At 32.4% G+C, this 26,720-nt stretch carries 27 protein-coding genes; 8 read left to right on the forward strand and 19 right to left on the reverse strand.

Annotated elements, in window-relative coordinates; genetic code table 11:
* The first annotated feature begins 46 nt into the window (after positions 1–46).
* Positions 47–1,411, forward strand: coding sequence for an oxygen-independent coproporphyrinogen III oxidase (gene hemN, locus P2W75_RS11550; RefSeq protein ID WP_276380592.1), 1,365 nt, complete (start codon positions 47–49; stop codon positions 1,409–1,411).
* On the opposite strand, the gene P2W75_RS11555 is transcribed toward hemN, so the two are convergent.
* From P2W75_RS11555 to P2W75_RS11590, 8 genes are all read right to left on the reverse strand, one after another.
* A complete protein-coding gene (locus P2W75_RS11555) occupies positions 1,408–2,109 on the reverse strand; it encodes a sulfite exporter TauE/SafE family protein (protein WP_276380593.1) in 702 nt (233 codons plus the stop codon). The genes hemN and P2W75_RS11555 overlap by 4 nt on opposite strands.
* An 11-nt stretch (positions 2,110–2,120) precedes the next feature.
* On the reverse strand, positions 2,121–2,573 hold the full coding sequence (locus tag P2W75_RS11560) for a FixH family protein (protein ID WP_276380594.1): 453 nt from the start codon (positions 2,571–2,573) through the stop codon (positions 2,121–2,123).
* A gap of 11 nt (positions 2,574–2,584) precedes the next feature.
* Positions 2,585–4,003: a cytochrome c oxidase accessory protein CcoG gene (gene ccoG, locus P2W75_RS11565; RefSeq protein ID WP_276380595.1), complete on the reverse strand. Its 1,419-nt coding sequence runs from the start codon at positions 4,001–4,003 to the stop codon at positions 2,585–2,587.
* Between the two features lie 15 nt (positions 4,004–4,018).
* Positions 4,019–4,957 (reverse strand): cbb3-type cytochrome c oxidase N-terminal domain-containing protein, encoded by a 939-nt coding sequence (locus tag P2W75_RS11570; RefSeq protein WP_207296912.1) that lies wholly within the window; start codon positions 4,955–4,957, stop codon positions 4,019–4,021.
* Positions 4,958–4,975: 18 nt separating this feature from the next.
* The gene (locus tag P2W75_RS11575) at positions 4,976–5,152 is read right to left on the reverse strand and encodes a CcoQ/FixQ family Cbb3-type cytochrome c oxidase assembly chaperone (protein WP_207296913.1); all 177 of its coding nucleotides are present in this window, start codon (positions 5,150–5,152) and stop codon (positions 4,976–4,978) included.
* Between the two features lie 7 nt (positions 5,153–5,159).
* A complete protein-coding gene (ccoN, locus tag P2W75_RS11580) occupies positions 5,160–7,343 on the reverse strand; it encodes a cytochrome-c oxidase, cbb3-type subunit I (RefSeq protein ID WP_276380596.1) in 2,184 nt (727 codons plus the stop codon).
* 3 nt (positions 7,344–7,346) lie between these two features.
* Complete coding sequence (ccoS, locus tag P2W75_RS11585) at positions 7,347–7,538, reverse strand: cbb3-type cytochrome oxidase assembly protein CcoS (protein ID WP_207296915.1); 192 nt, start codon at positions 7,536–7,538, stop codon at positions 7,347–7,349.
* A gap of 115 nt (positions 7,539–7,653) precedes the next feature.
* Positions 7,654–10,041: a heavy metal translocating P-type ATPase metal-binding domain-containing protein gene (locus tag P2W75_RS11590; RefSeq protein ID WP_276380597.1), complete on the reverse strand. Its 2,388-nt coding sequence runs from the start codon at positions 10,039–10,041 to the stop codon at positions 7,654–7,656.
* Between the two features lie 209 nt (positions 10,042–10,250).
* On the opposite strand from P2W75_RS11590, the gene P2W75_RS11595 reads away from it, so the two are divergent.
* Positions 10,251–10,931: a Crp/Fnr family transcriptional regulator gene (locus tag P2W75_RS11595; RefSeq protein ID WP_207296917.1), complete on the forward strand. Its 681-nt coding sequence runs from the start codon at positions 10,251–10,253 to the stop codon at positions 10,929–10,931.
* Here the strand turns inward: P2W75_RS11595 and mazG are convergent, their stop codons facing one another.
* The 3 genes from mazG to def form a co-directional block, all read right to left on the reverse strand.
* Positions 10,932–11,702: a nucleoside triphosphate pyrophosphohydrolase gene (mazG, locus tag P2W75_RS11600; protein ID WP_207296918.1), complete on the reverse strand. Its 771-nt coding sequence runs from the start codon at positions 11,700–11,702 to the stop codon at positions 10,932–10,934.
* A 101-nt stretch (positions 11,703–11,803) separates the two neighbouring features.
* Entirely contained in the window at positions 11,804–12,289 is a 486-nt protein-coding gene (locus tag P2W75_RS11605) for a DUF5606 domain-containing protein (protein WP_276380598.1), read from the reverse strand.
* Positions 12,290–12,352: 63 nt separating this feature from the next.
* Positions 12,353–12,943 carry a peptide deformylase gene (gene def, locus P2W75_RS11610; protein ID WP_276380599.1) on the reverse strand — a complete coding sequence of 197 codons (591 nt, stop codon included), beginning with the start codon at positions 12,941–12,943 and terminating at the stop codon, positions 12,353–12,355.
* A 199-nt stretch (positions 12,944–13,142) separates the two neighbouring features.
* Between def and P2W75_RS11615 the strand changes: the two genes are divergently transcribed.
* The gene (locus P2W75_RS11615; protein ID WP_276380600.1) at positions 13,143–15,365 is read left to right on the forward strand and encodes an FUSC family membrane protein; all 2,223 of its coding nucleotides are present in this window, start codon (positions 13,143–13,145) and stop codon (positions 15,363–15,365) included.
* Positions 15,366–15,407: 42 nt separating this feature from the next.
* Here the strand turns inward: P2W75_RS11615 and P2W75_RS11620 are convergent, their stop codons facing one another.
* The 5 genes from P2W75_RS11620 to P2W75_RS11640 form a co-directional block, all read right to left on the reverse strand.
* Positions 15,408–16,901: a malate:quinone oxidoreductase gene (locus tag P2W75_RS11620; RefSeq protein WP_276380601.1), complete on the reverse strand. Its 1,494-nt coding sequence runs from the start codon at positions 16,899–16,901 to the stop codon at positions 15,408–15,410.
* 126 nt (positions 16,902–17,027) lie between these two features.
* Positions 17,028–17,444 carry a Holliday junction resolvase RuvX gene (ruvX, locus tag P2W75_RS11625; protein ID WP_276380602.1) on the reverse strand — a complete coding sequence of 139 codons (417 nt, stop codon included), beginning with the start codon at positions 17,442–17,444 and terminating at the stop codon, positions 17,028–17,030.
* 41 nt (positions 17,445–17,485) lie between these two features.
* Entirely contained in the window at positions 17,486–17,767 is a 282-nt protein-coding gene (locus P2W75_RS11630) for a type II toxin-antitoxin system RelE/ParE family toxin (RefSeq protein ID WP_207296924.1), read from the reverse strand.
* Positions 17,757–17,990, reverse strand: coding sequence for a hypothetical protein (locus tag P2W75_RS11635; RefSeq protein ID WP_276380603.1), 234 nt, complete (start codon positions 17,988–17,990; stop codon positions 17,757–17,759). Before P2W75_RS11635 ends, P2W75_RS11630 begins: the two co-directional genes overlap by 11 nt.
* 164 nt (positions 17,991–18,154) lie before the next feature.
* Positions 18,155–18,784 carry a PAS domain-containing protein gene (locus tag P2W75_RS11640; protein ID WP_276380604.1) on the reverse strand — a complete coding sequence of 210 codons (630 nt, stop codon included), beginning with the start codon at positions 18,782–18,784 and terminating at the stop codon, positions 18,155–18,157.
* 265 nt (positions 18,785–19,049) lie between these two features.
* Here P2W75_RS11640 and P2W75_RS11645 point away from each other — a divergent pair, with 265 nt between their 5' ends.
* From P2W75_RS11645 to P2W75_RS11655, 3 genes are all read left to right on the forward strand, one after another.
* Positions 19,050–19,865, forward strand: a complete 816-nt coding sequence (locus tag P2W75_RS11645) for a 2,3,4,5-tetrahydropyridine-2,6-dicarboxylate N-succinyltransferase (protein WP_008462641.1) — start codon at positions 19,050–19,052, stop codon at positions 19,863–19,865.
* Positions 19,866–19,971: 106 nt separating this feature from the next.
* Positions 19,972–21,036 carry a glycosyltransferase family 9 protein gene (locus tag P2W75_RS11650; protein ID WP_276380605.1) on the forward strand — a complete coding sequence of 355 codons (1,065 nt, stop codon included), beginning with the start codon at positions 19,972–19,974 and terminating at the stop codon, positions 21,034–21,036.
* 4 nt (positions 21,037–21,040) lie between these two features.
* On the forward strand, positions 21,041–21,805 hold the full coding sequence (locus tag P2W75_RS11655) for a glycosyltransferase family 2 protein (RefSeq protein WP_276380606.1): 765 nt from the start codon (positions 21,041–21,043) through the stop codon (positions 21,803–21,805).
* Here the strand turns inward: P2W75_RS11655 and P2W75_RS11660 are convergent.
* Positions 21,802–22,572 (reverse strand): Kdo domain containing protein, encoded by a 771-nt coding sequence (locus P2W75_RS11660; RefSeq protein ID WP_276380607.1) that lies wholly within the window; start codon positions 22,570–22,572, stop codon positions 21,802–21,804. The genes P2W75_RS11655 and P2W75_RS11660 overlap by 4 nt on opposite strands.
* Before the next feature lie 79 nt (positions 22,573–22,651).
* Between P2W75_RS11660 and P2W75_RS11665 the strand changes: the two genes are divergently transcribed.
* Positions 22,652–23,728, forward strand: a complete 1,077-nt coding sequence (locus P2W75_RS11665; protein WP_207296930.1) for a glycosyltransferase family 1 protein — start codon at positions 22,652–22,654, stop codon at positions 23,726–23,728.
* Position 23,729: 1 nt separating this feature from the next.
* Here the strand turns inward: P2W75_RS11665 and P2W75_RS11670 are convergent, their stop codons facing one another.
* Positions 23,730–24,596: a hypothetical protein gene (locus P2W75_RS11670; protein ID WP_207296931.1), complete on the reverse strand. Its 867-nt coding sequence runs from the start codon at positions 24,594–24,596 to the stop codon at positions 23,730–23,732.
* Between the two features lie 119 nt (positions 24,597–24,715).
* Between P2W75_RS11670 and P2W75_RS11675 the strand changes: the two genes are divergently transcribed.
* Positions 24,716–25,723 (forward strand): glycosyltransferase family 2 protein, encoded by a 1,008-nt coding sequence (locus P2W75_RS11675; RefSeq protein ID WP_276380608.1) that lies wholly within the window; start codon positions 24,716–24,718, stop codon positions 25,721–25,723.
* 2 nt (positions 25,724–25,725) lie between these two features.
* Here P2W75_RS11675 and P2W75_RS11680 read toward each other — a convergent pair whose 3' ends face one another.
* Entirely contained in the window at positions 25,726–26,691 is a 966-nt protein-coding gene (locus P2W75_RS11680) for a glycosyltransferase (RefSeq protein ID WP_276380609.1), read from the reverse strand.
* Positions 26,692–26,720 lie beyond the last annotated feature (29 nt).

Consider the following 26,720-nt stretch of genomic DNA (forward strand, 5'->3'; position numbering starts at 1 on the left):
AGCCCATTTTGGAATAGTAATTTTGGTGAAATCTAAATCCATCTTTATGAAAATTTCATTAACCCAAAAGTACAATGTACCTGGGCCAAGATATACCAGTTATCCTACAGTCCCTTATTGGAATGAAGCCGCTTTTACAGTTGAAGAATGGAAATCATCATTTCAAAAAGCATTTTCGGAGAGTAATTCAGAAAACGGAATCAGTTTATATATCCATCTCCCTTTTTGCGAAAGTATGTGCACTTTTTGCGGATGCAATAAACGAATTACAAAAAATCATTCTGTTGAAGAAAAATACATCAAAGCCGTTTTAAAAGAATGGAGTTTATACTGCAGCTTACTTCCTGAACGTCCTCTCATTAAAGAAATCCATTTAGGCGGAGGAACTCCAACTTTTTTCTCAAGTAATAATTTAGAACATCTTATTAACGGCATTTTCAGTTTTGCAAATAAAGCCGAAAATCATGAATTCAGTTTTGAAGGTCATCCTAATAACACTACTTACGAACAGCTTAAAAAATTATATGAATTAGGCTTTCGTCGAGTGAGTTTTGGCGTGCAGGATTATGCCGAAAAAGTACAAAAAGCGATTAATCGTATTCAGCCTTTTCATAATGTTGCCAAAGTGACTTTTTGGGCAAAAGAAATTGGCTATACTTCAATAGGGCACGATATTATATTTGGACTTCCATTTCAAACAATAGAAGATGTAATCGATACTGTAGAAAAAACAAATTCTGTAAAACCAGACCGATTAGCATTTTATAGTTATGCACATGTGCCTTGGATAAAAGGAAATGGACAGCGAGGTTTCAACGAAGAAAATCTTCCTAAGGATGCTGAAAAAAGACAGCTTTATGAAACTGGAAAGATTCTGCTTTCTGCAAATGGTTACCATGAAATTGGTATGGATCATTTTGCTTTAAAAACTGACAGTTTATTTCATGCTTCTCAAAACAAAAAAATGCATCGAAATTTTATGGGATATAGTGCTTCTAAAACACAACTTATGATTGGTTTAGGGGTTTCTTCTATAAGTGACAGCTGGTATGGTTTTGCTCAAAACACTAAAAATTTAGAAGATTATTATCAAATTCTAGAATGGAATCAATTGCCAGTTGTAAAAGGTCATATTTTAGATGAAGAAGATCTTATTATCCGAAAACACATTCTGAATCTTGCCTGCGAACTTGAAACTTCCTGGAATAATGAAACAGGATATTTTGAAGAACTTCCTGAGGTTTTATTGTCTTTAAAAGAAATAGAAAACGATGAATTAATTATAATTGGAGAGAATTCGATTAAAATTACAGAAGCAGGACGACCATTCGTACGTAATATTTGTATGGCTTTTGATTTACACCTCAAAAGAAAATCTCCTGAAACGAATTTATTCTCAATGACGGTTTAATGACAATTAGGAGTTCCTTGAACAAACAAGCTCATATTAGAAGGAGATAAATAAGGAATTCCTAAACCTAAACCTCTTAGAATAAATAATATTCCAATTATCACGGCAACATACGGAATTGCTTTTTGAATTTTGTTTCGAAATGGTAACTTTAATAATGATTTTACGTAAACTACTGTAGTCATTAATGGAATCGTTCCTAATCCATAAAGCAGCATATACGTTACACCAAGACCAGCACTCTGCATGGCAATTGCACCAAACAAAGCCGCATAAACCATTCCACAAGGCAGAAAACCATTTAATAAGCCAATCGTAAAAAGAGATTTATAACTTTTCTTTTTAAACTGGCTTCCTAAATGGAATTTTATTTTTGAGATAATTCTGTAAACGGGTTTTGAAAAATTATATTGAGCAAAAACTTTCTCTGGAATCAAAACAATTACAATCATCGCAATTCCGATAATTATAGACATTTTTTGCTGCATTCCTGCCAGAAAGAAACCACGACCCAATAATCCGAAAATTAAACCAATTACTCCATAAGCGGTTAATCGGCCGAAATGATAGGTGAGAATTTGTGTTATTTTTTTAGCCTCATTTTGATGATCTACAGGAAGCATCATAGCAATTGGACCGCACATTCCTACGCAGTGAAGACTACTGATAAGACCCAAAAATAAAGATGAAAATAACATTTTGTATCTATTTAATTGACGTAAATAACTTCTTTAGTTAAATATCTTTTACCTTCATACTGCCATTCCATATTGACATCCCAACGTCCTTTAATCAATTTATTCTGTGGAATAATTAATGAAGAATTGTTTAGTGCGATTTGGGTATTAAAATCGAATTTTTTATTTGAAGGTCTGTATAACTGAACATTTCCTTTTATCTTGTCACTTTTAAAACCTGCAGGAAAAGTTATTGACAAACCATTGTCAGTTGTATATTTAATTAATGGTTTGTGTTGCAAATCGTGTGCATTTTGAATTCTGGCCATTTCTTCCTGAAAATGCGTATCGTGTTTGTAGTATTCTTCTACAACCAACTCATTATCGTATTTAGAATTTGATTGTACTTCAAAAACAAAATATAAAATAAATGTCATAAACAGTGCAAATGCAATGACAATTCCGGTACCCCAATTAATTTTCATGATATATAATTTTAATTAAAACTTCGTGGTCCTAAGAAATTCGTGGTTGTTGTTTCGAGGAGTTCAGAACCATTATACACTCCTATTTTAACTTTAGTTTTATCACTTTCTAATAATACTTCATCAATTTTGATGAATAAAGTTCCTTGTGATATCCCTTCTTTTGCGACTTTAAAATGTTTTTTTCCAACATTATCAATCTCTCCTTTTTGATCAATTAGTTCAAAGTGAATATCATTGTAGTCTTTCATGGTTTTGTTTACAATTTTATAGGTGTAAACATTACTTATTTTTTCACCTTGGTGCTGGAAAAGTTGTCCAGGTAAACGTAAAATTACAGCTTGAACATTTGTTCTTAAAAAGAGCATTCCCACGAAAATACTTAATAGAATACATAAAACTGCTGTGTATCCTTTCATTCTTGTGGTAAATTTGAAAGGTTCTTTTTTTGCAATTTCATCTTCAGAAGCATAACGAATAAGTCCTTTTGGCAATCCTACGCTTTCCATAATGTGATCACATTCATCAATACAGGCAGTACAATTGGTACATTCGAGCTGAGTTCCGTTTCGAATGTCAATTCCCATTGGGCAGACATGAACGCATTGAAGACAATCGATACAATCACCTTTTCCAGTTAAAGCTCTGTCTTCTTTTTTATTGAATTTAGCACGTCCGTTTTCTTTTTCACCACGTACAAAATCATAAGCAACATTAATTGATTTATTGTCTAAAAGTACTCCTTGTAATCTTCCATACGGACAAGCGATAATACATACTTGCTCGCGAAACCAAACAAAGACGAAATAAAAAATACTTGTAAAAATAAGCAGTGCTATAAAATTGCTTGCTTCTTGAATAGGTCCTTGCTCAATCATTAAGAACAAAGTATCACTTCCTACCAAGTAAGCCAGAAATACATTGGCTATAAGAAAGGAAATCAGGAAGAAAATTGTCCATTTAGTCAATCTTTTTCTGATTTTCTCAGCATTCCATTCTTGTTTTGCTAAACGCGATTGTGCACCACGATCGCCATCAATCCAATATTCAATACGACGGAAAACCATTTCAAGAAAAATGGTCTGTGGACAAATCCATCCACAAAAGATTCTTCCAAAAACAACGGTAAATAAGATGATAAATACAACGCCAACAAGCATTGAAATTACGAAGAGGTAAAAATCCTGAGGCCAAAAGGGGAATCCGAAAATATTAAAACGACGTTCTAAAATATTGAACATCATAAATTGGTTTCCGTTTACTTTTATAAAGGGATTTACAAATAGAATAGCCAATAAAACATAACTGACTATTTTGCGGTAATTGTAAAACTTACCAGACGGTTTTTTAGGAAATATAAATTTTCGTTTACCACCTTCATCGATGGTTCCTATACTGTCTCTAAAAGTTTCGTCTGGTAAATTTGACATGGTATTTTATTGTAATTATTTTTTAACTTCGGCACTATCAGCTGGTTTATTAGCTGCGGCGTCTGATTTTGGTGCGGCATCGTCAACCCAAACCTCTCCTTCAGGGGCTTTTGGATCTTTAGGATTACTTCCCTGTAAAGACAGGATATAACTTGCTACTTTTTGAATTTCCTTAGGTTTTAAGGTTCCTTTCCAAGCAATCATACCTTTTCCGTCACGTCCTCCATTTGTAATGGTGTGGAATAGGTTTTTAATTCCTCCTCCTAAAATCCAACGGTCATCTGTAAGGTTTGGTCCAATCTGACCTCCGGCATCGGCACGGTGGCAGGCAGCACAATTTGTTGTAAATATCGTTTTACCTTCTGCTAAGCTTGGGGCATCGGTAAGTAAAACAACTGTTTTTTCATCCATTAAATCAGGTGCGGTTTTCATATATTCAGCAACATCAATTTTTGCTTGGGCTAATTCTTTTTTAAGCTCCATTTCTTGATCATCCGCTCCTAAAACATCATATCGAATTACGTACACAACTCCAAAGAAGATACAGATGTAGAATAAATACACCCACCACGGCGGTAAATTATTATCAAGTTCTTTGATTCCGTCATAATCATGATCCATCAACAAATCAGCTTCTTTAGACATTGGTTCAGTTTTAGTAAGCTTATGCATTAATTCTTTGAACCAGGTACTTTCTTTTAAGCTTAAACTGTTTTCATATTCTAATTTCGCTTTTTCTTCTGGCGTCATTAATTGATACAGCACTCTATTTACAGCACTTAGCGTAATTTCGATTGCAATCAAAATGAATAAAAAGAGAAGCAAAAACAGAGACACCATTGGATATTTTATAAAAGCTGGCTTATCGCCTGAGTCTATAAAAAATTCCATTAAAGCAAATACGATGAAGAAAATCAACGGTACTCTAACGTATACTGGGAAAAACTTTTTCATTTTTATCTATCTTTTCAATTACACTAAGCCTTCATCTAAAGGTATATTACTCATTTCCTGAATTTTTTCTTTTCTATAAGAGAACACCCAAAAGCCTAATCCTACGAAAAAAAGGAAGAAAATCAAAAGGGAAATAATCGGGTAAATTTCTATACCCGATATCGTTTCCATATTGTGTTTTATTTGTTCAAACATAATGCTGTTATTTAGTTTCTTTTACTTTAATATCAGTACCAAGTCTTTGAATGTAAGCAATCAAAGCAACTATTTCTCTTTCATTCATAGGAACGAATTTCTCTCCTTTTGCCTCAGCTTTTTTACGGCTTTCTTCGTAACTTTTGACAAAGTCAGGATCGCTTTCTAAACTTTTTTCGATTTTAACGGCTTGTTCTCTTAAAGTACGTTGTGCGTTTGCAATTTGTTCATCAGAGTATGGCACACCTAAGGTTTTCATTGCTTTCATTTTCTTTTCTGTCAATGAAATATCCATAGGTTTATTATCAAATAACCATTTGTATCCTGGCATTATTGATCCAGTAGATATACTTTGCGGATTCCAGAAGTGGTTAAAGTGCCAGTTATCATTGTACTTGCCACCTACTCTCAATAAATCTGGCCCTGTACGTTTTGAACCCCATAAGAATGGATGATCATAAACAAATTCTCCTGCTTTTGATTGAACTCCGTAACGTTCTACTTCACTTCTAAATGGACGTACAGATTGTGAATGACAGCCCACGCAGCCTTCTCTAATGTATAAATCACGTCCTTCCAATTCTAAAGGTGTATATGGTTTTACACTAGTAATAGTTGGGATGTTCGTTTTAACCATTATAGTTGGTACAATTTGTATAATACCTCCAATTAAAATCGCGATAGTAGCCAAAATGGTTAACTGGATTGGTTTTCTTTCTAACCATGAGTGGAATTTTTCTCCGCTCAATCTATTGCTTTTTATTTTTTGTAAAGCTGGAGCTTGTGCCAATTCGTCTTCAATTGTTTCACCTGCTTTTACAGTCATTATAATATTGTAAACCAATGTTAACATACCAATTAGGTATAAACTTCCTCCAATTGCTCTCATCCAATACATTGGCATGATTGCAGTTACCGTTTCAAGGAAATTTCCGTAAGTTAAAGTACCGTCCGGATTAAATTGTTTCCACATTGAAGCTTGTTGAAAACCTGCTACATATAATGGAATGGTGTAAATAATAATCCCTAATGTTCCAATCCAGAAGTGGAAATTCGCTAATTTCTTAGAAAACAAGGTGCTTTTGGTCATTCTCGGAATTAACCAATAAATAATACCAAATGACATAAATCCGTTCCATGCTAAAGCTCCTACGTGTACGTGAGCTACGATCCAGTCAGTATAGTGAGCGAGAGCGTTTACATTTTTAAGAGAAAGCATTGGTCCTTCAAAAGTCGCCATTCCGTAACCTGTAATCGCTACGACGAAGAATTTTAAAACAGGTTCTTCACGTACTTTGTCCCACGCTCCTCTTAAAGTTAAAAGCCCGTTTATCATACCTCCCCAAGATGGAGCGATTAACATAACCGAGAATGCAACTCCTAAGTTTTGTGCCCAGCTTGGAAGAGCTGAATATAATAAGTGGTGAGGTCCAGCCCAGATATAGATAAAGATTAAAGACCAGAAGTGAATAATTGATAATCTATAAGAGTAAATAGGTCGGTTTGCTACTTTTGGAACGAAATAATACATCAATCCTAAGAAAGGTGTTGTTAAGAAGAATGCAACCGCATTATGTCCGTACCACCATTGTACAAGTGCATCTTGAACACCTGCATAAACTGAGTAACTTTTTAAACCAGAAACTGGAATTTCAATGTTATTAAAAATATGTAGAACCGCAACTGTTACGAACGTAGCAATGTAAAACCAAATGGCAACATATAAATGACGTTCTCTGCGTTTTAGCATTGTTCCAATCATGTTAATCCCCATTACCACCCAGATTAACGCTATTGCAATATCAATAGGCCATTCAAGTTCGGCATACTCTTTTGACGAAGTATATCCTAAAGGCAGTGTGATTGCTGCTGCAACGATGATTAACTGCCAGCCCCAGAAATGCAGATTAGTTAAAAAATCACTAAACATTCTGGTTTTAAGCAATCTCTGCATCGAATAATACATTCCTGCAAAAAAAGCATTTCCAACAAAAGCAAAGATGACAGCATTGGTGTGTAATGGTCTTAAACGACCATAACTAAGCCACGAAATCCCATCTGTAATGTTGGGAAAAAGGTACATAACCGCCAAGGTCAGCCCCACTAACATACCCACTACCCCAAAAAGAATAGTGGCGTAAATGAATTTTTTTACAATTTTGTTGTCGTAATAAAACTGTTCCATTTCCATAATTTATACTTGTTTTTCTTCAATTGGTGAATTATTATTTTGGGAAATAATTTTGGTTTCATCATCAAAAAGGATTCTGACTGATGGTGTATAATCGTCATCATACTGTCCAGACTTAACGGCAATAACAAAGGCAATAAAGAAGCAAACTGCCACGAAAATACTTACTGAAATTAAAAGATAAATAACACTCATACCGTAAATTTATAAGGACAAAATTACTAGGTCATCGGCGTTTAAAATATGATAATTATCATAGTCAAAGAAGAATGTTAAAATTAATAAAAAAAATCTTCAAAAATACTTTTTATCAACTTAATTTACTCTTGCTGAAATAGTTAGACATAATCGTAACAAAACTTACAATCGTAATGGTGCTTAATGGCATAATGATAGCAGCTACTAACGGAAGGAGGTTTCCAGTAACTGCAAATGCAAGTCCAACGACATTATAAAGCAGTGATAAAGTAAAACTCATTTTAATGATTAAAATGGATTTATGAGACAACTTTAGGAAGTAATCCAGTCTTGAAAATTCGCCTGCATCAAGAATGGCATCGCAGGCTGGTGAAAAGACATTTACATTTTCAGAAACAGAAATACCAACGTTACTCTGTGCCAAAGCGCCAGCATCATTTAAACCATCTCCAACCATCATAACATTTTTTCCTGTTTCCTGCAGTTTCTTGATAAATTCTAGTTTCTGCTCGGGTTTTTGATTAAAAATCAATTCGGTGTTTTGTGGTAAAATGGCTTCGAGATTTGCTCTTTCTCCATCATTATCACCCGAAAGTACTTTTATATCATAGTATTTGCTAAGTGTTTTAAAAAGTTCTTCTAATCCATCACGATATTGGTTTTGGAACACAAATTTTCCATAATACTCATTATCAATTTTAATATGAAGAGCGGTTTTTTCGATCTCTGAGGTATCTAAAACAGAACTTTCTACAAAAGAAGCGGAGCCAATTTTTACTTGTTTATTATCTGCGAAAGCTAAAATTCCCTTACCAGTAATTTCTTCAAACTCTGCTATTTTAATTCTACCATATTCAGGCAAGAAATCATATAACATACGGCTCAACGGATGGTTAGATCCTCGCAGTACATTTTTAATCAATTCATAATTTTGATCTGAAAGTTCTTTTCCTTCATACTCAATATTAGATTTTTTATTGGTGGTAATAGTTCCAGTTTTATCAAAAACTATGGTATCTACTTTTGCCAATTGCTCAATTACCAAAGCATTTTTGAGATACATTTTCTGTTTTCCCATAATACGCAGAATATTCCCAAAAGTAAATGGAGAGGTAAGCGCCAAAGCACATGGACAAGCCACAATTAATACAGCGGTAAAAACATTAAAAGCCGTATTAGCATCAAAAAATATCCAATAACCAAAACCTACAAAGGCTATCAACAATAATATTGGGGTAAAATAACGGCTTATTTTATCTGTAATAGTTTTATGTTTTTGATCTACTTTTTTCTGGAAAATCTCATTACTCCACAATTGAGTAAGATAACTTTGTGAAACAGAATGCAATACTTCCATTTCGATTACCTTTCCAATCTGTTTTCCACCAGCAAATACTTTATCGCCAGAGACTTTAGTAATTGGCACCGCTTCGCCTGTAACAAAACTATAATCGATTTCTGCTTTTTCACTAATTAAAATACCATCAACCGGAATTAATTCTTGGTTTCTAATCAAAAGTCTGTTTCCTTTTAAAACATCATAAATAGGAACACTTTCTTCAGATAAATCAGAATTAATCCTTGTTACAGCAATAGGAAAATAGGATTTAAAATCTCTTTCGAAACTTAAAAAACTATAGGTTTTGATCTGGAACATTTTTCCAAGAAGCATGAAGAAAACCAAACTGGCTAAACTATCAAAAAAGCCAGGTCCATGATCCATAAGCATGTCGTAAGAACTACGTATAAACATGACTATAATCCCCAATGCAATTGGAATATCAATGTTTAACATTTTGGTTCTAATACTGTGATAAGCCGAAACATAATAACCACTGGCAGAATACAAGAAACTTGGCAATGCCAGAAGAAAAATCAAAAGTCTGAAAAACGGTTTGTAACTATCGAGCCAAAATTCTTTTATTTCGAAATATTCTGGAAATGAAAGCAGCATGATGTTACCAAAACAAAAGAAAGCAACCCCAAGTTTGTAGGTCAAACTACGATCAATTTTGTTTTTTCCTGTTTCATAATTTTCTAAGCTAATATAAGGTTCGTAACCAATTGAGCTGAGCAGATAAGCGATTTCTTTTAAAGAAACCGTTTCAGAATTAAATGTGATTCGGACTTTTTTTTCTGGGAAATTTACTTGTGATGTAGTAATTCCAGACTGAAGACGATTAAGGTTTTCTAAAATCCAAATACATGAACTGCAGTGTATGTGTGGAATATTTAATGAAACTATTGCAGTATTTCCTTCGTGAAATTCTAGCACTTTAGAAATAATAGCTTCATTTTCTAAAAAGTCATATTTGCCTTGAATATCCTGCGGTGTGGCTCCAGGCGATTTTTCAAAATCATAGTAGCAGGTTAAATCATTTAGACTAAAAATTTCGTAAACCGTTTTACAGCCGGTACAACAAAACTTCTTCTCATCAAAATTGATTTCTTCATTTTTTGGAATTACTAATCCACAATGAAAACAATTCTGCTCACTCATAATTTGTCTTTTTTAATCCTGCAAAGATTCCAAAACAAGAATGGTAATAACTATGATATTTATCATGTTATAAATGGATTCAAAGTTCTAATTTAGCAAATTAAAACGACCAAACATCGATAATCCCTTTTTTAAGTATTTTTTAGGTTATAAAATTACCAATGAAAGATAATTTTTGTTAATTTTGCACCTGAATTTTTTTAATTGCTATGAGTAAATGTGATCAATGTATTGTAAGACAGCTTTCTTCGTTAAAAGCTCTTAACAAAGATGAAGTTTTGAAACTCGCTAGCAGTAAAACGACTTACTCTATTAAAAAAGGTGAAGCTATTTTTGAAGAAGGCGATGTTACTAATGGTGTTTTTTGTGTAAAAGATGGAGTTGGGAAACTTTCTAAATTAAGTGCTAATGGGAAAGACCAGATTGTAAAACTGGTAAAATCTGGTGAACTTTTAGGCCAGCGTTCTATGATTAGCAATGAACCTGCCAATTTATCTGCAAAAGCAATCGCCGATATGGAGGTTTGTTTTATTCCGAAATCAGAAATTATCCATTTTTTTAATCATAACAATCAATTCTCTTTGAACTTGATGCAATCTGTATGCGAGGATTTAAAAGAATCTGAGAATAACAAAATTGCTTTAGTCCAAAAAACGGTAAAACAACGTCTGGCTGAAACATTATTACAGCTTCATGATGATTTTGGTGAGAATCCTGATAAAACTTTAAAAGTACAGCTTACCAGAGAAGAACTTGCTGGAATAATTGGAACAGCAACCGAAAGCTGTATCCGTTTATTATCTGATTTTAATAAAATGGAATTGATTGAATTAGTGGGTAAAAAAATAATGCTTAAAAATGTAAAAGCATTAAAAAAAATGGCTGAATAATTATTGCTTTTTAGCTTCGTTCCAAAAAACATCCATTTCTGCCAAAGTCATATCTGCTAAAGGTTTACCTAATTCACTTGCTTTACTTTCAAGATACTGAAAACGTTTAATAAATTTTTTATTTGTGCGTTCTAAGGCATCTTCTGGGTTTACATTTAAAAATCGGGCGTAATTGATCATAGAGAATAATACATCTCCAAATTCAGCTTCTATTTTATCCTGATCTCCAGATTTGACTTCTACTTGAAGTTCTTCTAATTCTTCTTGAACTTTATCCCAAACTTGGTGTGGTTCTTCCCAGTCAAAACCTACACCTTTTACTTTGTCCTGAATTCGGCTTGCTTTTACCAAAGCAGGAAGGCTTCTTGGAACTCCTTCTAAAACTGATTTTTTCCCTTCTTTTAGTTTTAGCTTTTCCCAGTTTTGCTTTACTTCTTCTTCGTCTTTTACCACTGTATCACTATAAATATGAGGATGACGATGAATCAATTTATCACAAATCTCATTACAAACATCTGCAATATCGAAATCATTTGTTTCTGAACCTATTTTTGCATAAAAAACAATATGGAGCAATAAGTCTCCTAGTTCTTTTTTCACTTCATTTAAATCATTGTCCAAAATAGCATCTCCTAATTCATAGGTTTCCTCAATGGTAAGATGTCTAAGGGTTTGCAAAGTCTGCTTTTTATCCCACGGACATTGCTCACGAAGTTCATCCATAATAATTAATAATCTTTCGAAAGCTTTTAATTGAAGTTCTTTGCTCATTGTGAAGTTTTTTTCTGGGTTGTAACGAATGATGTAAAATTAAAAAATCCTGTCAAGAAAATGTCTTAACAGGATTAATATATTTTGAGTTCAATGAACTACTATTCTTCTTTTTTAGCTTTTGCTTTTTTAGCAGCTGGAGCTTTCTTTGGTTTTTCTTCAGCAGCAGGAGCTTCTTCTGGAGTTTCAGCAGCCGCAGGAGCTAAATCTGTCACTAAACCTTTAGCTTGTAGAGTATTGTACCAGTTTAATACTTTTTTAATATCTGAAGGATAAACTCTTTCTTCATCATATTCCGGTAAAATTTCTTTAAAGTAAGCGTTCAAAGTTGCATTATCTTCTTTGTGAGAGATTGCCTGACCTTTGTTTTCTTTAACTGCAATTTTCTGCATTACTTCAGTCAATGGTTTTTCTCCTTCGTATGTATAAATTGAAATCTCTGATAATAAACTTACGTTACTTTTTAAGTTTACTGTAATTTTTTTTCCGTCTAATAATGATTCTGCCACAAAACCTGTACGAGTCTGAACTTTCAATACATATAAACCTGGTTTCCCAGAAATGGCTAAAATTTTGTCTAAATTCATGTTTATTAAAATTAGTATTAAGAATTTTCTAGTTTTTGTTTGATGCTCTAAATTTTAAGAACATTATCTGCCTTTTTTAGCAGCAGCAAATTTCATTCTGTAGTCTTGAAACGTTTTGCCTTCAGTGATATTTTTTAATTTTTTCTGAATCAAACGCTTTTTCAAAGACGATATTTTATCTGTAAATAAAATTCCTTCTATATGATCGTATTCGTGTTGAATAACTCTTGCAATCAAACCGTCAAAAACTTCAGTTTTCATTACAAAATCTTCTTCACAATATTCAATAGTAACGGTAGGTTTTCTGTACACATCTTCGCGGACATCTGGAATACTTAAACATCCTTCGTTAAAACTCCACTCCTCACCTTCTTCTTTAACGATTTTAGCATTGATAAAAGTTCTTTTAAAACCTTTTAAATCCTTTTGTTTGTTTGCTGGTAAATCCTCATCATCACTAAAAGGTGTTGTGTCTATAACAAAAATGCGAATTGGCAGACCTACCTGCGGTGCAGCAAGTCCAACTCCTGAAGCATTGTACATGGTTTCATACATGTTTGCTAACGTTTCTTTAAGGTTTGGATAATCGGGTGTTATTGCCGTACCTACTTTTCTTAAAACAGGATCACCATATCCTACAATTGGTAAAATCATTTGTGTTTATTTAATGTTTTATCTAACGAAAACTGTATTAAAAGTTTGCGTAATTCAGCTGGCAAAAATAGTAAAAAATAGTCAACGATTAGCCGTAAAGCTATATTATAACATATTTTTTATATGCTTCGAAAAACTCATCTATAATTATGCCAAAATATTTCGTACAATTCTTAACTTTGCTAGTAAACCTCTCTATATGTTTGATCGTATTTCAAAATTCACCAACAGTACTTCTTTTTTAAACGCATCAAAAGTCACTATTGCCTCTGTTGTGCCTGTGCTGGTTTTGAACTTTTTAGGACATTTTGAAATTGGTTTTACAATTGCCTTAGGTGCTTTTTATACGTATCCAAGTGATATTCCGAGTTCTTTAAGCCATAAAATAAAAGGGCTCATTGTAGCTTCTTTAATTGTTTCGGGAGTTAATTTATTGGTAAATCTTGCTTATCCTTATCCGGTTTTATTTTACCCGTTTTTAGGATTTCTATTATTTTTATGTTCGATGATTTCGGTTTATGGGCAAAGAGCAACTTTGGTATCGTTTTCTGCTTTATTGTCTATTTCTCTTTCATTTGGACATTTACATCAAGGATTAGAGGCTTTACAATATTCTAGCTATATATTTATAGGTGGAATTTTATACTTGATTGTTTCTCTTATATTTCATTTTGTACAACCTTATAAATATGTAGAGCTACAAATTGCTGAAGGAATAAAATTGACCGCAAAATATTTAAAACTAAGAGGCGATTTATGGAGCCCAGAAGCCAATCGTGAAAAGATTATTGAAAAGCAATTAGCAATACAAGTCGATCTTAATTTAATTCATGAGGATCTTCGTAAAATGCTAATTGGCAATCAAAATACATCTGGAACTACGAGCCAGAATCGTAAAATGCTTTTGGTGTTTATTACTTTGGTAGAAATTCAGGAGCTGGCACTTTATACTTCATTTGACCATAGTAAGCTTCACGAGAAATTTGCCAAACATCCTGATGTTCTGCGTACGTATCAAAATGTCGCTTATAAACTGGCTTCTACTTTAAAGAAACTTTCAAAAAACGTACATCATATAGCAGTATATGTTGACAAGAACGATCTTAAAAATGAATTAGACGCTCTTGAATTTGCGATTTTTGATTATGAAAAAACGTTAGGAAAAGAAGAAGCTGCAGAAGGAGTTTTGATGCTGACCAATATGCTGAAATATGCTAAAAATCAAGTCGGTAAAATCAAGATTATTCAGCGTGCTTTATCGCTCGCTATGCAGTCTTATAAACTGAAAGACAAAGATAAAGAGCTTGAAAAGTTCCTGACACCGCAATATTATCCCATCCGAACTTTAATTGAAAACCTTAGTTATTCTTCATCTATATTCAGACATTCGTTACGATTAACGATTACCATTTTAGTAGGTTTGTTTATTGGTGAAATGCTGGATTTACAAAACGTGTATTGGATTTTATTAACGATTGTTGTTATCATGCGTCCAGGTTATGGTTTAACCAAAGAACGTTCTTACAATCGTATGTTCGGAACTATCCTGGGCGGATTAATGGCTTTCGGAATTGTTTCTGTGATTCAAAATCATGTTGTTTTAAGTATTTTTTCAATTGTGTGTATGCTTCTCGGAATTTCATTCACGCAAATCAACTACAAAATCAGCGCTACTTTTGTAACAATGTATGTGGTTTTCATTTATGGAATTTTAACACCAAATGTGGTTGAAGTGATTCAGTTTAGAATATTAGATACTCTTACTGGAGCTACTTTGGCTTTTATTGCTAATCAGTTTTTATGGCCGGCTTGGGAGTTTATCAATACCCCTATTCACTTGGAAAACTCGATAAGAGCCAATAAAAATTATCTGAAAGAGATTGCTGATTTTTATAATGCAAAAGGAGAAGTACCAACTTCTTACCGCTTATCAAGAAAAAATGCTTTTGTTGAGATTGGAAATCTAATGACATCGTTTCAACGAATGATGCAGGAGCCTAAATCGAAACAAAAAACAATGCCTCTAGTTAATAAACTTGTGGTTTTAAATCATTCGCTTTTATCGGCTTTGGCATCACTTTCAACTTATATTCAGTCGCATCAAACTACATCTGCATCAGAATCATTCAATTATATTATTAAAACGATTTTATTGAATTTAGAACATTCTATTTCAATTTTAAGAAATGAAACCATTATTACAGATACGTTTTTTGATAAAGAAGATGTAACGCTGCAATTTGAAGAATTAAAACGTAGAAATTTCAATCGTCTTGCTGCCGATGACGAACTGGATAAAGAAACCCGTCAGGCAAAAATGCAGGAAGCACAGATGGTAATCGAGCAGTTAATCTGGATGAGTAATCTAGCCGAAAAAATATTAAAAATTACGAAAGAACTAAAAGCAACAAATCCAGATTAATTCATCTGGATTTGCTTTTTTTTATAGAGTTTGTAAACTCAATTATTTTATTTTTAAAACCTCTGCAGTATGTTTTCTTACTTCTGCTAAAAGTTCAGGTTTATCGTTTAATGTTCTACCATAAGAAGGAATCATTTCTTTCATTTTGGCTTCCCATTCTGGGGTTTTAATTTGATTGGTAAAACATCTGCTGATTAAATCAATCATAATCGCTACAGCTGTTGAAGCACCCGGAGAAGCTCCTAATAAAACAGCTAAAGTTCCGTCATGTGTATTAATTACTTCTGTACCAAATTCTAAAACGCCACCTTCTTTTTCGTCTTTTTTAATTACCTGAACACGTTGTCCTGCTCTTTCCAGTTTCCAGTCTTTTGAACGTGCAGTAGGCAGATATTCGCGAAGCGCTTTCATTCTGTCTTTTGGTGACTGACGTACTTGCTCAATTAAGTATTTCGTTAGAGGAATGTTATGATATCCAGCAGATAACATCGGAATTAAGTTATTTGCTTTTATCGATAAAGGTAAATCTAAATACGATCCATTTTTAAGGAAACGTGTTGAGAATCCTGCGAAAGGTCCGAAAAGAAGCGCTTTTTCGCCATCAATTACACGAGTATCAATATGCGGAACAGACATTGGCGGAGCGCCCACACTTGCTTTTCCATATACTTTTGCCTGGTGTTTTGCGATAACTTCAGGGTTGGTACATTTTAACCATTGACCGCTTACAGGGAAACCTCCGTAACCGTGTCCTTCAGGTACATTTGCTTTTTCCAACAATGGTAATGAACCGCCACCAGCTCCAATAAAGACAAATTTTGGATATGCTTTACGTTTTTGTCCGGTTGCAATATCGGTTATTTTAATTCTCCATGATTTATCTTCGCGCTGTCTTAATTTCTTTACTTCGTGATTGAAGAATAATTTAACCCCATCTAACTTCTCAAGGTAATTAAACATACTTCTGGTAAGAGCTCCAAAATTAACATCTGTTCCCATTTCCATGTGAGTTGCAGCTAATTTTTCTCCTTCATCTCTGCCTTCCATCACAAGCGGCATCCACTCTTTTAACTGCTCAGGATCTGTACTGAAAGTCATGTCAGCAAAAATTGGATTACTTTGAAGTGCTTCAAATCTCTTTTTAAGGTATTCAACGTTTTTATCTCCCCAAACAAAACTCATGTGAGGAACGCTTTTTATAAAATTTTCAGGAGATGGAACTTTTTTCTGTTCTACAAGATATGCCCAAAACTGACGTGAAATTTCAAAAGATTCTGCAATACTGATTGCTTTTTTAGGATCAATACTTCCGTCAGGCTTTTCAGGCGTGTAATTAAGTTCACAAAAAGCAGAATGTCCGGTTCCGGCATTATTCCAAGCATCTGAACTTTCGGCTGCTGCAACATCTAATCTTTCGTAGATTTCAATTTGTATATCCGGTTGCAGCTCTTTCAAAATAACTCCAAGAGTTGCACTCATAATTCCAGCTCCAATAAGCACTACATCACTACTGGAACGTATTGTATTGTCAGGCATAACAGTATTTGTTTTTAAAAATGCAAAGGTACTTTTTTCAAACGCAAAAAAAAACTAAAATCTGCATGATAAAAGTTAGAAAATCATATTTTTTTCTAAATAAAGTGAAATTAATCGGCTGTAAAGTCAGAATCGATTAGAAGAAAGATAGTCTTGAAGCATAATTGTTGCGGAAATTTCATCAATCAACCCTTTATTTTGGCGCTGTTTTTTACTAAGTCCACTATCTATCATAGTTTGAAATGCCATTTTTGAAGTAAAGCGTTCATCTACTCGAATTACTTTCATATCTGGAAAAATATTTGAAAAATGAGTTACAAATCCATTAATCACTGATGCACTTTCAGATGGCTGTCCGTTCATTTGCTTAGGCTCGCCAATTAAAACTGCTTCTACTTTTTCTTTAAAGAAATAATCTTTTAAGAAGTCTATTAAAGTATGTGTTGGAATTGTGGTTAAACCAGATGCTATGATCTGCATTTCGTCAGTAACAGCAATTCCTGTGCGTTTTTGTCCGTAGTCTATAGAAAGAATTCTTGGCATTTTGATTTTTTTATCAAAGATAGAAAGGAAATTTCAGAAACTTATAAAGAATTTCTATACTTAATGAAAGCAAAGAAGACAACTTTATTTTCATCAACATTTACCTCATAGATAGAAACATATCCCTTAAAAACATAATCTCTAATATTTTCATTTTCAAAGTATCTTGATTTTTTAAAATGAAAAGGGTTTTGAATATCTTTCTTTATATTTTTTATTAAATCATTTTTAAATTTTCTAGCCGCTCTTGGTTTATCTTTGGCTATATAATGAACTTGGTTATTTAAAGCAAACAAAAAATCTTCAGTAAAACTAATCTTCATATTTAGAAATTGTTTTTTCCAGAATTTCATCAACTTCTTCTACAGTATACAATTTTGAAGTTCCGCTTTTCAATTTGGTGTATGCCTCATGTACTTTCTTTTTATTATTATCAAAATCAGGATCTTCCGGTATTATCTTTAATTCATCTGAAGAAAAAGAACTCAATACTTTCAATATTTTTTCTTTAATCTCCGGTTGAAATTCCAATCTAATCGCTTCCATAACATTTTCTTTAGTATACAAATATAAGCCTTTTCAAATACATTTTATTTGAATTTAACTTAGATTGAGGATATTAATTAAAATATAAAAATCCAAAAGTCCGCCCTGAAAAATTCCAAAGCGGACTGAACCTAAATATTTAAAACCTAAAAAATTATTCTGATTTATCGATTAAATAAACGGCTGAAAAAACCTCTATGCTCCTCTTCCTCATCATTCTCTTCTTCATAATGAGCAAATTTTGCTTGATTCTTTTCATGTTCGTAAATTAACTCCTTTATGTATTCAACATACGTTCTATTTTTTTCTTCTAAGAACCCAATTAAATATTTCTCACTGAACTCAACTCCACTTGCTGCTTCTATCTGAAGTAACTTTTTATACAATGGCTCAATATGCATGGCAATTACTTCTTGAGGAACAGATTGTCTTCTTCCAAAGTAATTTACAATCACTCCATTCTCATCTCTTGCAATATCGAAATCAGTAATTACCCAATAGTATCTTCCTGATTTTGCGAGATTTTTTACAATAGCGTGAAAGTTTTTTCCATTTTTAAGATTTTCCCAAAGTACTTTAAAAATAACTTTCGGCATATCCGGATGACGAATAATATTATGGGGCTGCCCCATCAATTCGTAATCTTCGTAACCACAAACATCAACAAAAACTTCATTGGCATATTCTATAATACCAAAAGCATTTGTTTTACTCATAATTACTTGTGTTTTGTCCCAGGTAACTTCTTTATCAATAATGGTAACTGGAGTTCGAGGCTGATTTTCCTGATTCATATCTAATCCATTAAATTAATGTTTCTTAATTCTAGCTCGTAAGAATTATTAGGTCAAAAGTAGAGAGAACAAAAAGGTCAAAATCTGATTTTTATCATATTTTGATATAAAAAAAACTTTTAGGGGTATATTAAATCCAATTATACTATTCTGAGAATAATTTATTTCTCAAATTAAAAACAAAAAGTTAAATCTGTAACACTTTCAAACCGTTTAACTTTTTTGCTTTTCTGTAAATACCTTATCTTTGCCAAAAATTTAAACTATGAATTCTTTACAGACTATAATTGAACAAGCTTGGGAAAACAGAGCTTTATTACAAGAAACTACTACAACAGATGCTATTAGAGAAGTTATCGAATTAGTAGACGCAGGAAAATTACGTGTTGCTGAACCTGTTGGTGACAAATGGCAGGTAAACGAATGGGTGAAGAAAGCCGTTGTAATGTATTTCCCAATTCAAAAAATGGAAACATGGGAATCTGGTATTTTTGAATACCATGATAAAATGTTACTAAAAAGAAATTATGCTGAAAAAGGAATTCGTGTAGTACCGAACGCTGTTGCGCGTTACGGAGCTTACATTTCGAGTGGTGTAATCTTAATGCCAAGTTATGTAAACATTGGTGCTTATGTAGACGAAGGAACAATGGTTGACACGTGGGCAACTGTAGGAAGCTGCGCTCAAATTGGTAAAAACGTTCACTTAAGCGGTGGTGTTGGTATTGGTGGTGTTCTTGAGCCATTACAAGCAGCTCCGGTTATTATTGAAGATGGTGCTTTTATTGGTTCTCGTTGTATCGTTGTTGAAGGTGTCCACGTTGGAAAAGAAGCAGTTCTTGGAGCAAACGTATGTCTTACTGCATCTACAAAAATTATAGATGTTACAGGAGATGAGCCAGTTGAAATGAAAGGTTATGTCCCTGCTCGTTCTGTAGTAATTCCTGGAAGTTATACTAAAAAGTTTGCGGCTGGAGAATATCAAGTTCCTTGTGCTTTAATTATTGGTACTCGTAAACCATCTACAGATTTAAAAACTTCTTTAAACAATGCACTTCGTGAATACGATGTTGCGGTTTAACATTTAAAGAAAAACATACTAAAAAATCCAAATTCCAATTGTAATGATTGGAATTTGGATTTTTTTTGCTTCAATTTGTACCACTTAATCCGATTAAGAGTTTTACATGAAGATACTTGTTATTCAACAAAAAATGATTGGCGACGTTTTGGTCAGCAGTATTATATGCAATAATCTGCGTACAGCTTATCCAAATGCGCAAATAGATTATCTGGTTTACGCTTCTACAACTGCTGTTTTAGAAGGAAATCCAAATATTGACAATATCATTTTATTCGAAGAAAAGCATCGTCAAAGTAAAAAAGAGCTCTTAAATCTGGGCTTACAGATTAGAAAAGAAAAATATGATCTAGTAATTGACGCTTATTCTAAACTAGAAAGTTGGATTTTGGTATTTTTAAGCAACGCCAAAAGAAGAATTTCCTATAAAAAACCCGGCAGAAGTTTTCTGTATACCGATAATGTGCCTTTTGAACCTTTTCCTAAAACCAATTTAGGATTGGCAATCGAAAGACGTTTATCGTTATTAGAACCACTTGATTTAAAGATAGAAATTGATCCTGTTCCTAAATTATTTGTTTCTGAAAAAGAGAACCAAGAAGCCATTGCAATATTCGAAAAACATCAGGTACGTAAAGACCGAAAAACAGTTATGATAAGTCTTTTAGGAAGTGAAAAACTAAAAACGTATCCATTAGAATTCATGTCGAAAGTAGTGGATTATATTGCTGATTTTACTGATGTAAACATTCTCTTTAACTACTTCCCAAAACAGTTAGAAGAAGCCAAAACGGTTTTTAATGCCTGTAAACCATCAACTCAGGAAAAAATTTATTTTGATTTACTAGGAGGCGATCTTCGCTCATTTATTGGTATTGTAAATCAATGTGATCTTATTATAGGAAATGATGGTGGTGCAATTAATATGGCAAAAGCACTTGAAAAACCTTCATTTATCATTTTTTCTCCTTGGATTGAAAAGAAAATCTGGGCTACTTTTGAAGATGGAATTCACCATCTCTCTGTGCATTTAAAAGATTATCATGAAGATTTGTTTGAAGGTAAATCTGAAAAAACACTAAAAAAAGAAGCATTGTCTTTGTATCAGGAATTTAAACCTGAATATTTTAAGGATAAAATCGAGTCATTTCTAGAAAAAAACATCCGCTAAAAAAATGACTGCTCAACAATCATTATCGGCTTTATTAATAACTCATAATGAAGAACCTAATATACGCGAGGTTCTTGACAATCTGGCTTTCGCCGATGAAATTATTGTTGTTGATTCTTTTAGCACTGATAAAACTTTTGAGATTGCTTGCAGCTATAAGAATGTAAAAGCTTTCCAACGTGTTTTTGATAATTTTGCCCTTCAGCGAAATTACACTATCGCACTTGCTTCAAATCCGTGGATACTTTTTATTGATGCTGATGAAAGAGTTAGTCCTGAACTTCAGCAGGAAATCAATACGGTTATAAATCAAGAAAAAAGCGCCGCGGCTTATTTTATGTACCGTGATTTTATTTTTGAAGATAAAAAACTACGCTTCAGCGGCTGGCAGACTGATAAAATTATCCGTCTTTTTAAAAAGGAAAATGCAGCTTACAATTTAAATAAAATTGTACACGAAAAATTAATCGTAAAAGGTGAAATTAAAATACTTAAAAACCGATTAACGCATTACTCCTATTCTAATTACAAAGATTACAAGCAAAAAATGATCTTTTACGGTCAGTTAAAAGCACAGGAAGAATTAATGAAAAATACCAATCCAACGTTTTTTCATTTTTACATCAGACCTGCTTATCAATTTTTGAATCAATATATTTTTCGTTTTGGATTTTTAGACGGCAAAAAAGGCATTATAATCTGCTATCTAAATGCGTTGAGTGTCGCAGAACGTTTTCGAGAGTTAAAAAAAATAAAGAAAAAGAATTAAGACTTTTTCCAGAATTTCAATTTTTTCTTTAATCTTTTCTTTCTCATAAATTCCTCTTGAAAAGTAGAAGTCGCCTGCCACATTTTTTCAAAGATTTCAGATTCAGATTTACTAGTATAGAATTTTGAGTATTCGTTACTCATTACTTCAATCATTTCTTTTTTAGGCGTTAAACGGCTGAAATTGTTCATTCGCTGTTCAAAAGACATTGCATTATGAAAATTCATTCGGTTTAAATCAACCAAAAAGAACTCATATTTAGAATCGTCTATTTTTTTAATTAAAGTATTTCCTGGAGAATGATCTAAAAATTCAACTCCTTTTTCATGAAGATCAAAAGTAAATTTTACAAACTGCCTTAAGATATTGTCATGATCCGGATAATCAGGAATTTCAACTAATTCTCTATACGTGAGTTCTGTAATTAAGTGCTCACTTGCATAATAACTATCTTTTAATCCTATTAAATTAAAATTCTCGAGAAATGCAATGGGCTGTGGAGTTCCGATTCCTTTTTCTAATAAAATAGTAGCAAACTCAAATGAGCGCTTTGCTTTTGATTTTCTAAAATAACGGTAAGCTATTTTATTAATAAGGTTTGGAATTTTAAACGATTTGATATTAATCGTTTTATCATCAAGGCTGAAAAGCTTTATTTTATTTCGATCACCATTACCAAAAAGAGTTCCTGAAGTATTAAACGTTTTAATTTTATCAAGAATTAATGCTGTACTAGCTTCAAAAATGGGATTTACTTTAAAATTCATCAGTAGATTTATATATAAACAAAAATACACATAGAATTTTAGACTTCAAATTATTATTGTATTTTCGTTTAAAAAAAATATGTCAGAAAAGAAAAGTGTTTTTTTAGAAACTCACAACATAAACAATCGAGCTACTGGTTTAGGCACTTTTAATTATGAACTTATTAAAGGATTAAATCAATTATCTTTTGATGATTTACAAATTCACCTAAACGCAGGTAAACCCGAATTGCTTAAAGACGAGTTTGGTGATAAATTTAAATATCACAAATACAGATCTTTTCACAGATACAAGCCTTTCAGACCTCTTGATAAATTTGATTTATGGCATTCTGTAAACCAGAATTCTAAATTAGAACCCAGAACCGATACTAAGTACCTTCTTACGATTCATGATGTCAATTTTGTAGAAGAAATATCTGCAGATATGAATCATAAACGTAATCGTTTATTCATCGAAAAACTGAATAAGGCAACTGCTATTACCTATATTTCTGAGTTTGCCAAAAAACAAACACATCAATATTTTAAAGTACCTGATGTGCCTGAGCATATCATTTACAACGGAAATCCAATATCTACTTTACTTGACACTACAAATTTTGCAAGCAACATTCCTGTAGATAAACCATTTTTTTATACCATTGGAGATTTTATAGAACGAAAAAATTATGTTTCGATCGTGAACATGATGAAATTGGTAAAAGATTTTAATTTAATCATTTCTGGAAACAATACTAAAAAATATGGTGGTGTTATTCGAAAATTAATTGATGATAATGGATTGCAGAATCAAGTTTTCTTAACTGGAAAAGTAAGTGATGAAGCCAAGCAATTTTACATGAAAAATTGTACTGCATTTCTTTTCCCGTCCATAAGAGAAGGATTTGGACTTCCGCCTATTGAAGCTATGAGCTTTGGAAAGCCCGTGTTTTTATCAGACAAGACTTCGCTTCCTGAAATTGGAGGAGATATCGCTAATTATTGGAGTGATTTTGATCCTGAATACATGAAAAATATTCTTTTTGAAGGATTAGAGCATTTCAACAATCATAAAAGCGAACTCGAGCCTTTATTGAAAAAAAGAGCTGCAAGTTTCGATTGGAAAATTGCAGCTGCAGAATATTTAAATGTTTATCATCAGATCTTGAAATAAACTATTTTTTAGTTAAATGTTTAAACCATTGCCCGAAGTTCTTTTTCCAAATGTAAAAGCCTGAGGGCAATACTTCATTAAAATCTAAATTTTTCTCGATTTCATTAAAAGTAGTGCCTTTTACGAAAGCCAGTTTTTTCCATTTTTCGGGTTCCATATAAAAAAAGTTTCTCATCGTTTTATAATTACTCTCATTTACGGTTTCCCATTTTTCTAAAAACTCTTCTTTATTAATATCGGTGTCGTGCCCCCAGTTATTGAATTTCATTTCAAGTTCTTCTTTTGTTCTCGAAATGCATTCATGCAGAACTGCTCCTTTATAATAAATTATTCTTTTGCGGGTTTGTCTACCTACGCGGTAACTTGGAAAATTTGTGGCAACCATAATTTTCGTTGGTCTTTCCACATATAATATACCATCATCAACCCTTTTGTAAAGATTAATTAAGTACGGAGATATTTGAATTTGGTTTTTCTGCGGGTTATCAAGATAATGATTTTTAGATCGCAGGAAATCTACAAATCCTTTGAAATCTAAAAAATACTCATCTGCATCTAATTGAATCAACCAATTACCTATACCCATTTTCTCTGCAAGTGCTTTTCGTTCTAAAACTTCACACTGCATGCTTGTTAATTCTGGATGATAAAAATTATCTTCTAAAATCTCAATTTTAGAATTAACATCAATCGATTTTATCCATTCGAAGAAATCTTCTTTTATTTCGAAAGTTTCTCCTTTCCAGGTTTTTCTCTGCTTATCAATTGCTAAAAAAATCGAATCGGATTCTTTGTAAATTTGGGGTATTGCAATTTTGAGCAATTCATAGTCGTAAGACACTAAAAATCCAACCTGAATTTTTTTCATTTAATTAAATTTGTTAGGGCAAAGATAATAACATTCTGACATTATCAATGAAAATTACTGTTTATTCTTTAAGATAATTTTAACTTAAATATTACCTTTGTTTTATCAAAACAAAAATCATGCTAGAACCTAAAATTTCTGTAATAATGCCCGTTTTTAATGCAATTCCTTTCTTAGGTGAAAGCATTCAAAGTATATTGAACCAAACTTTTTCAGAATTTGAACTTATAATTTTAAACGATAAATCTACAGATGAAAGTTTAGAAATAATTAACAAATTTAAGGCTATAGACAACCGAATTGTTTTGATTGATAAAGAACAAAATGTTGGCCCTGCAAATCTTAGAAATGAAGGAATACATATTGCAAAAGGAGAATATATTGCTTTAATGGATGCCGATGATATTGCGATGCCGAATCGTTTTGAAAAACAATTCACATTTCTAAAAAATAATCCAGAAATTGGGCTTTGCGGCACTTGGTTTACTTTTTTTGGAGCTGAAAGCAAAACTATTAAACACGCTGTAGACAGCGACGCTATAAAAGTATCTTTTTTACACAGTTGTAACATTGGAAATCCAACCGTTATGTTTAAAAAAGAAGTTTTAGGAAACTTAAAATTCGACAATGATTACGTTCCTGTTGAAGATTATGATTTATGGAGCCGATTATTGGCTAAAACTAACTTTTATAATATTCCTGAATCATTATTAAATTACAGACAGCACAATACCAATATCAGTAAAACAAAAATCGATAATGTAAATCGATCTGTAAGAAGAGTAAAAATAAATCAGCTTAAACATTTAGAGATTTCAGATTCTGATCCGAAAATTGATGCTTACTTAAATGCTGTTTCTCTAAAGAAAAAACTTTCTCCTGAAGAAATTATAGAAGCCATAAATGCTTCTAAATATCTTGTTTCTCAAAACGCTAAGGTTCAATATTTCAATCAGGAATTATTTGAAAAACATATCAATAAGGTTTTAATACGCTCTATAAGAAATGCTGCAAGTTATAATAAGTCATTTTATAGATTTCTTAAAAATGATGCTGCTTCATTATTCAGCAAAATCAGTTTATTGGACAGAACGATTATTTATTTTAAATCTTTAAAAGGAAAATAGCGTTATAGATTTGATTTTATATAACGCCACAAAAATTTAATTTTTACCAGTAAAGATGCTTGTTCTAAAAATTCGTCAATCGCTTTTTTAGGTTCTTCGGCATTTTTAAATTCATCGTTCTTACGAAGTTTTAAAGCTTCAACAGCCGAAGCTTTTAACAAAGAACCCATCACTTTTTTAATATTCGCAGTTCTAGACTGAGGGATATTTTCGAATATTTCCCTAATATTTAAATATGAGGAATAACGTTGGAAAAATGGTGTTTTTAACGAATATACTCCTCCTGAATGCAATCTGTATACGCCTCCTTGAAAATTCATAAAAGCGCCTTTTCCGTGGCAAAGTGCCAATGCATAGAGTGTATTGTCTTTTCCGTATTTAAATTTTTTATAATCCAATGGATCAACCGCATCTTTTTTGAAAACACAAGTCAATGTATATGTACAATAAGGTTGTAAAATAGTATTAAAATCTATTGTATAGACTTCCGGCAAAGTATCTTTAAAATCATTTGGAACTAATTGAGTATCTTTTCTGTTAAGATAATCTGTCCACGCAATAACATAGTCGTTGTTGTTCTCTAAAAAATCAACCTGCTTCTGTAATTTAAATTCATCAATCCAGTAATCGTCGCCTTCACATAACGCAATATATTTCCCTTTAGCCATAGGAAAAGTGACATCACTCCAAAAATTTACTTTTTTAGAATATTGGTTTTCTTTCTGTAAAATGCATTTAACAATCTGCGGATATTTTTCTGCATATTCTTTTAAAATAGCAGGTGTATTATCTGTCGAAGCATCATCATGAACAATTATTTCAAAAGGAAAAGTTGTTTTTTGACTTAGAAAACCGTCCAGAGTTTCTTTAATAAATTTTTCATGATTATAAGCATCGCATAAAATGCTGACTACTGGTTTTGCATCATTATTTTCCCAATTTGAAATAATGGCATTTTGATCTCTCATATTATTAGATGCTTTTTACTTTTTGAATA

This window comes from Flavobacterium sp. H4147 (assembly GCF_029360735.1).
GTDB classification, from domain to species: domain Bacteria; phylum Bacteroidota; class Bacteroidia; order Flavobacteriales; family Flavobacteriaceae; genus Flavobacterium; species Flavobacterium endoglycinae.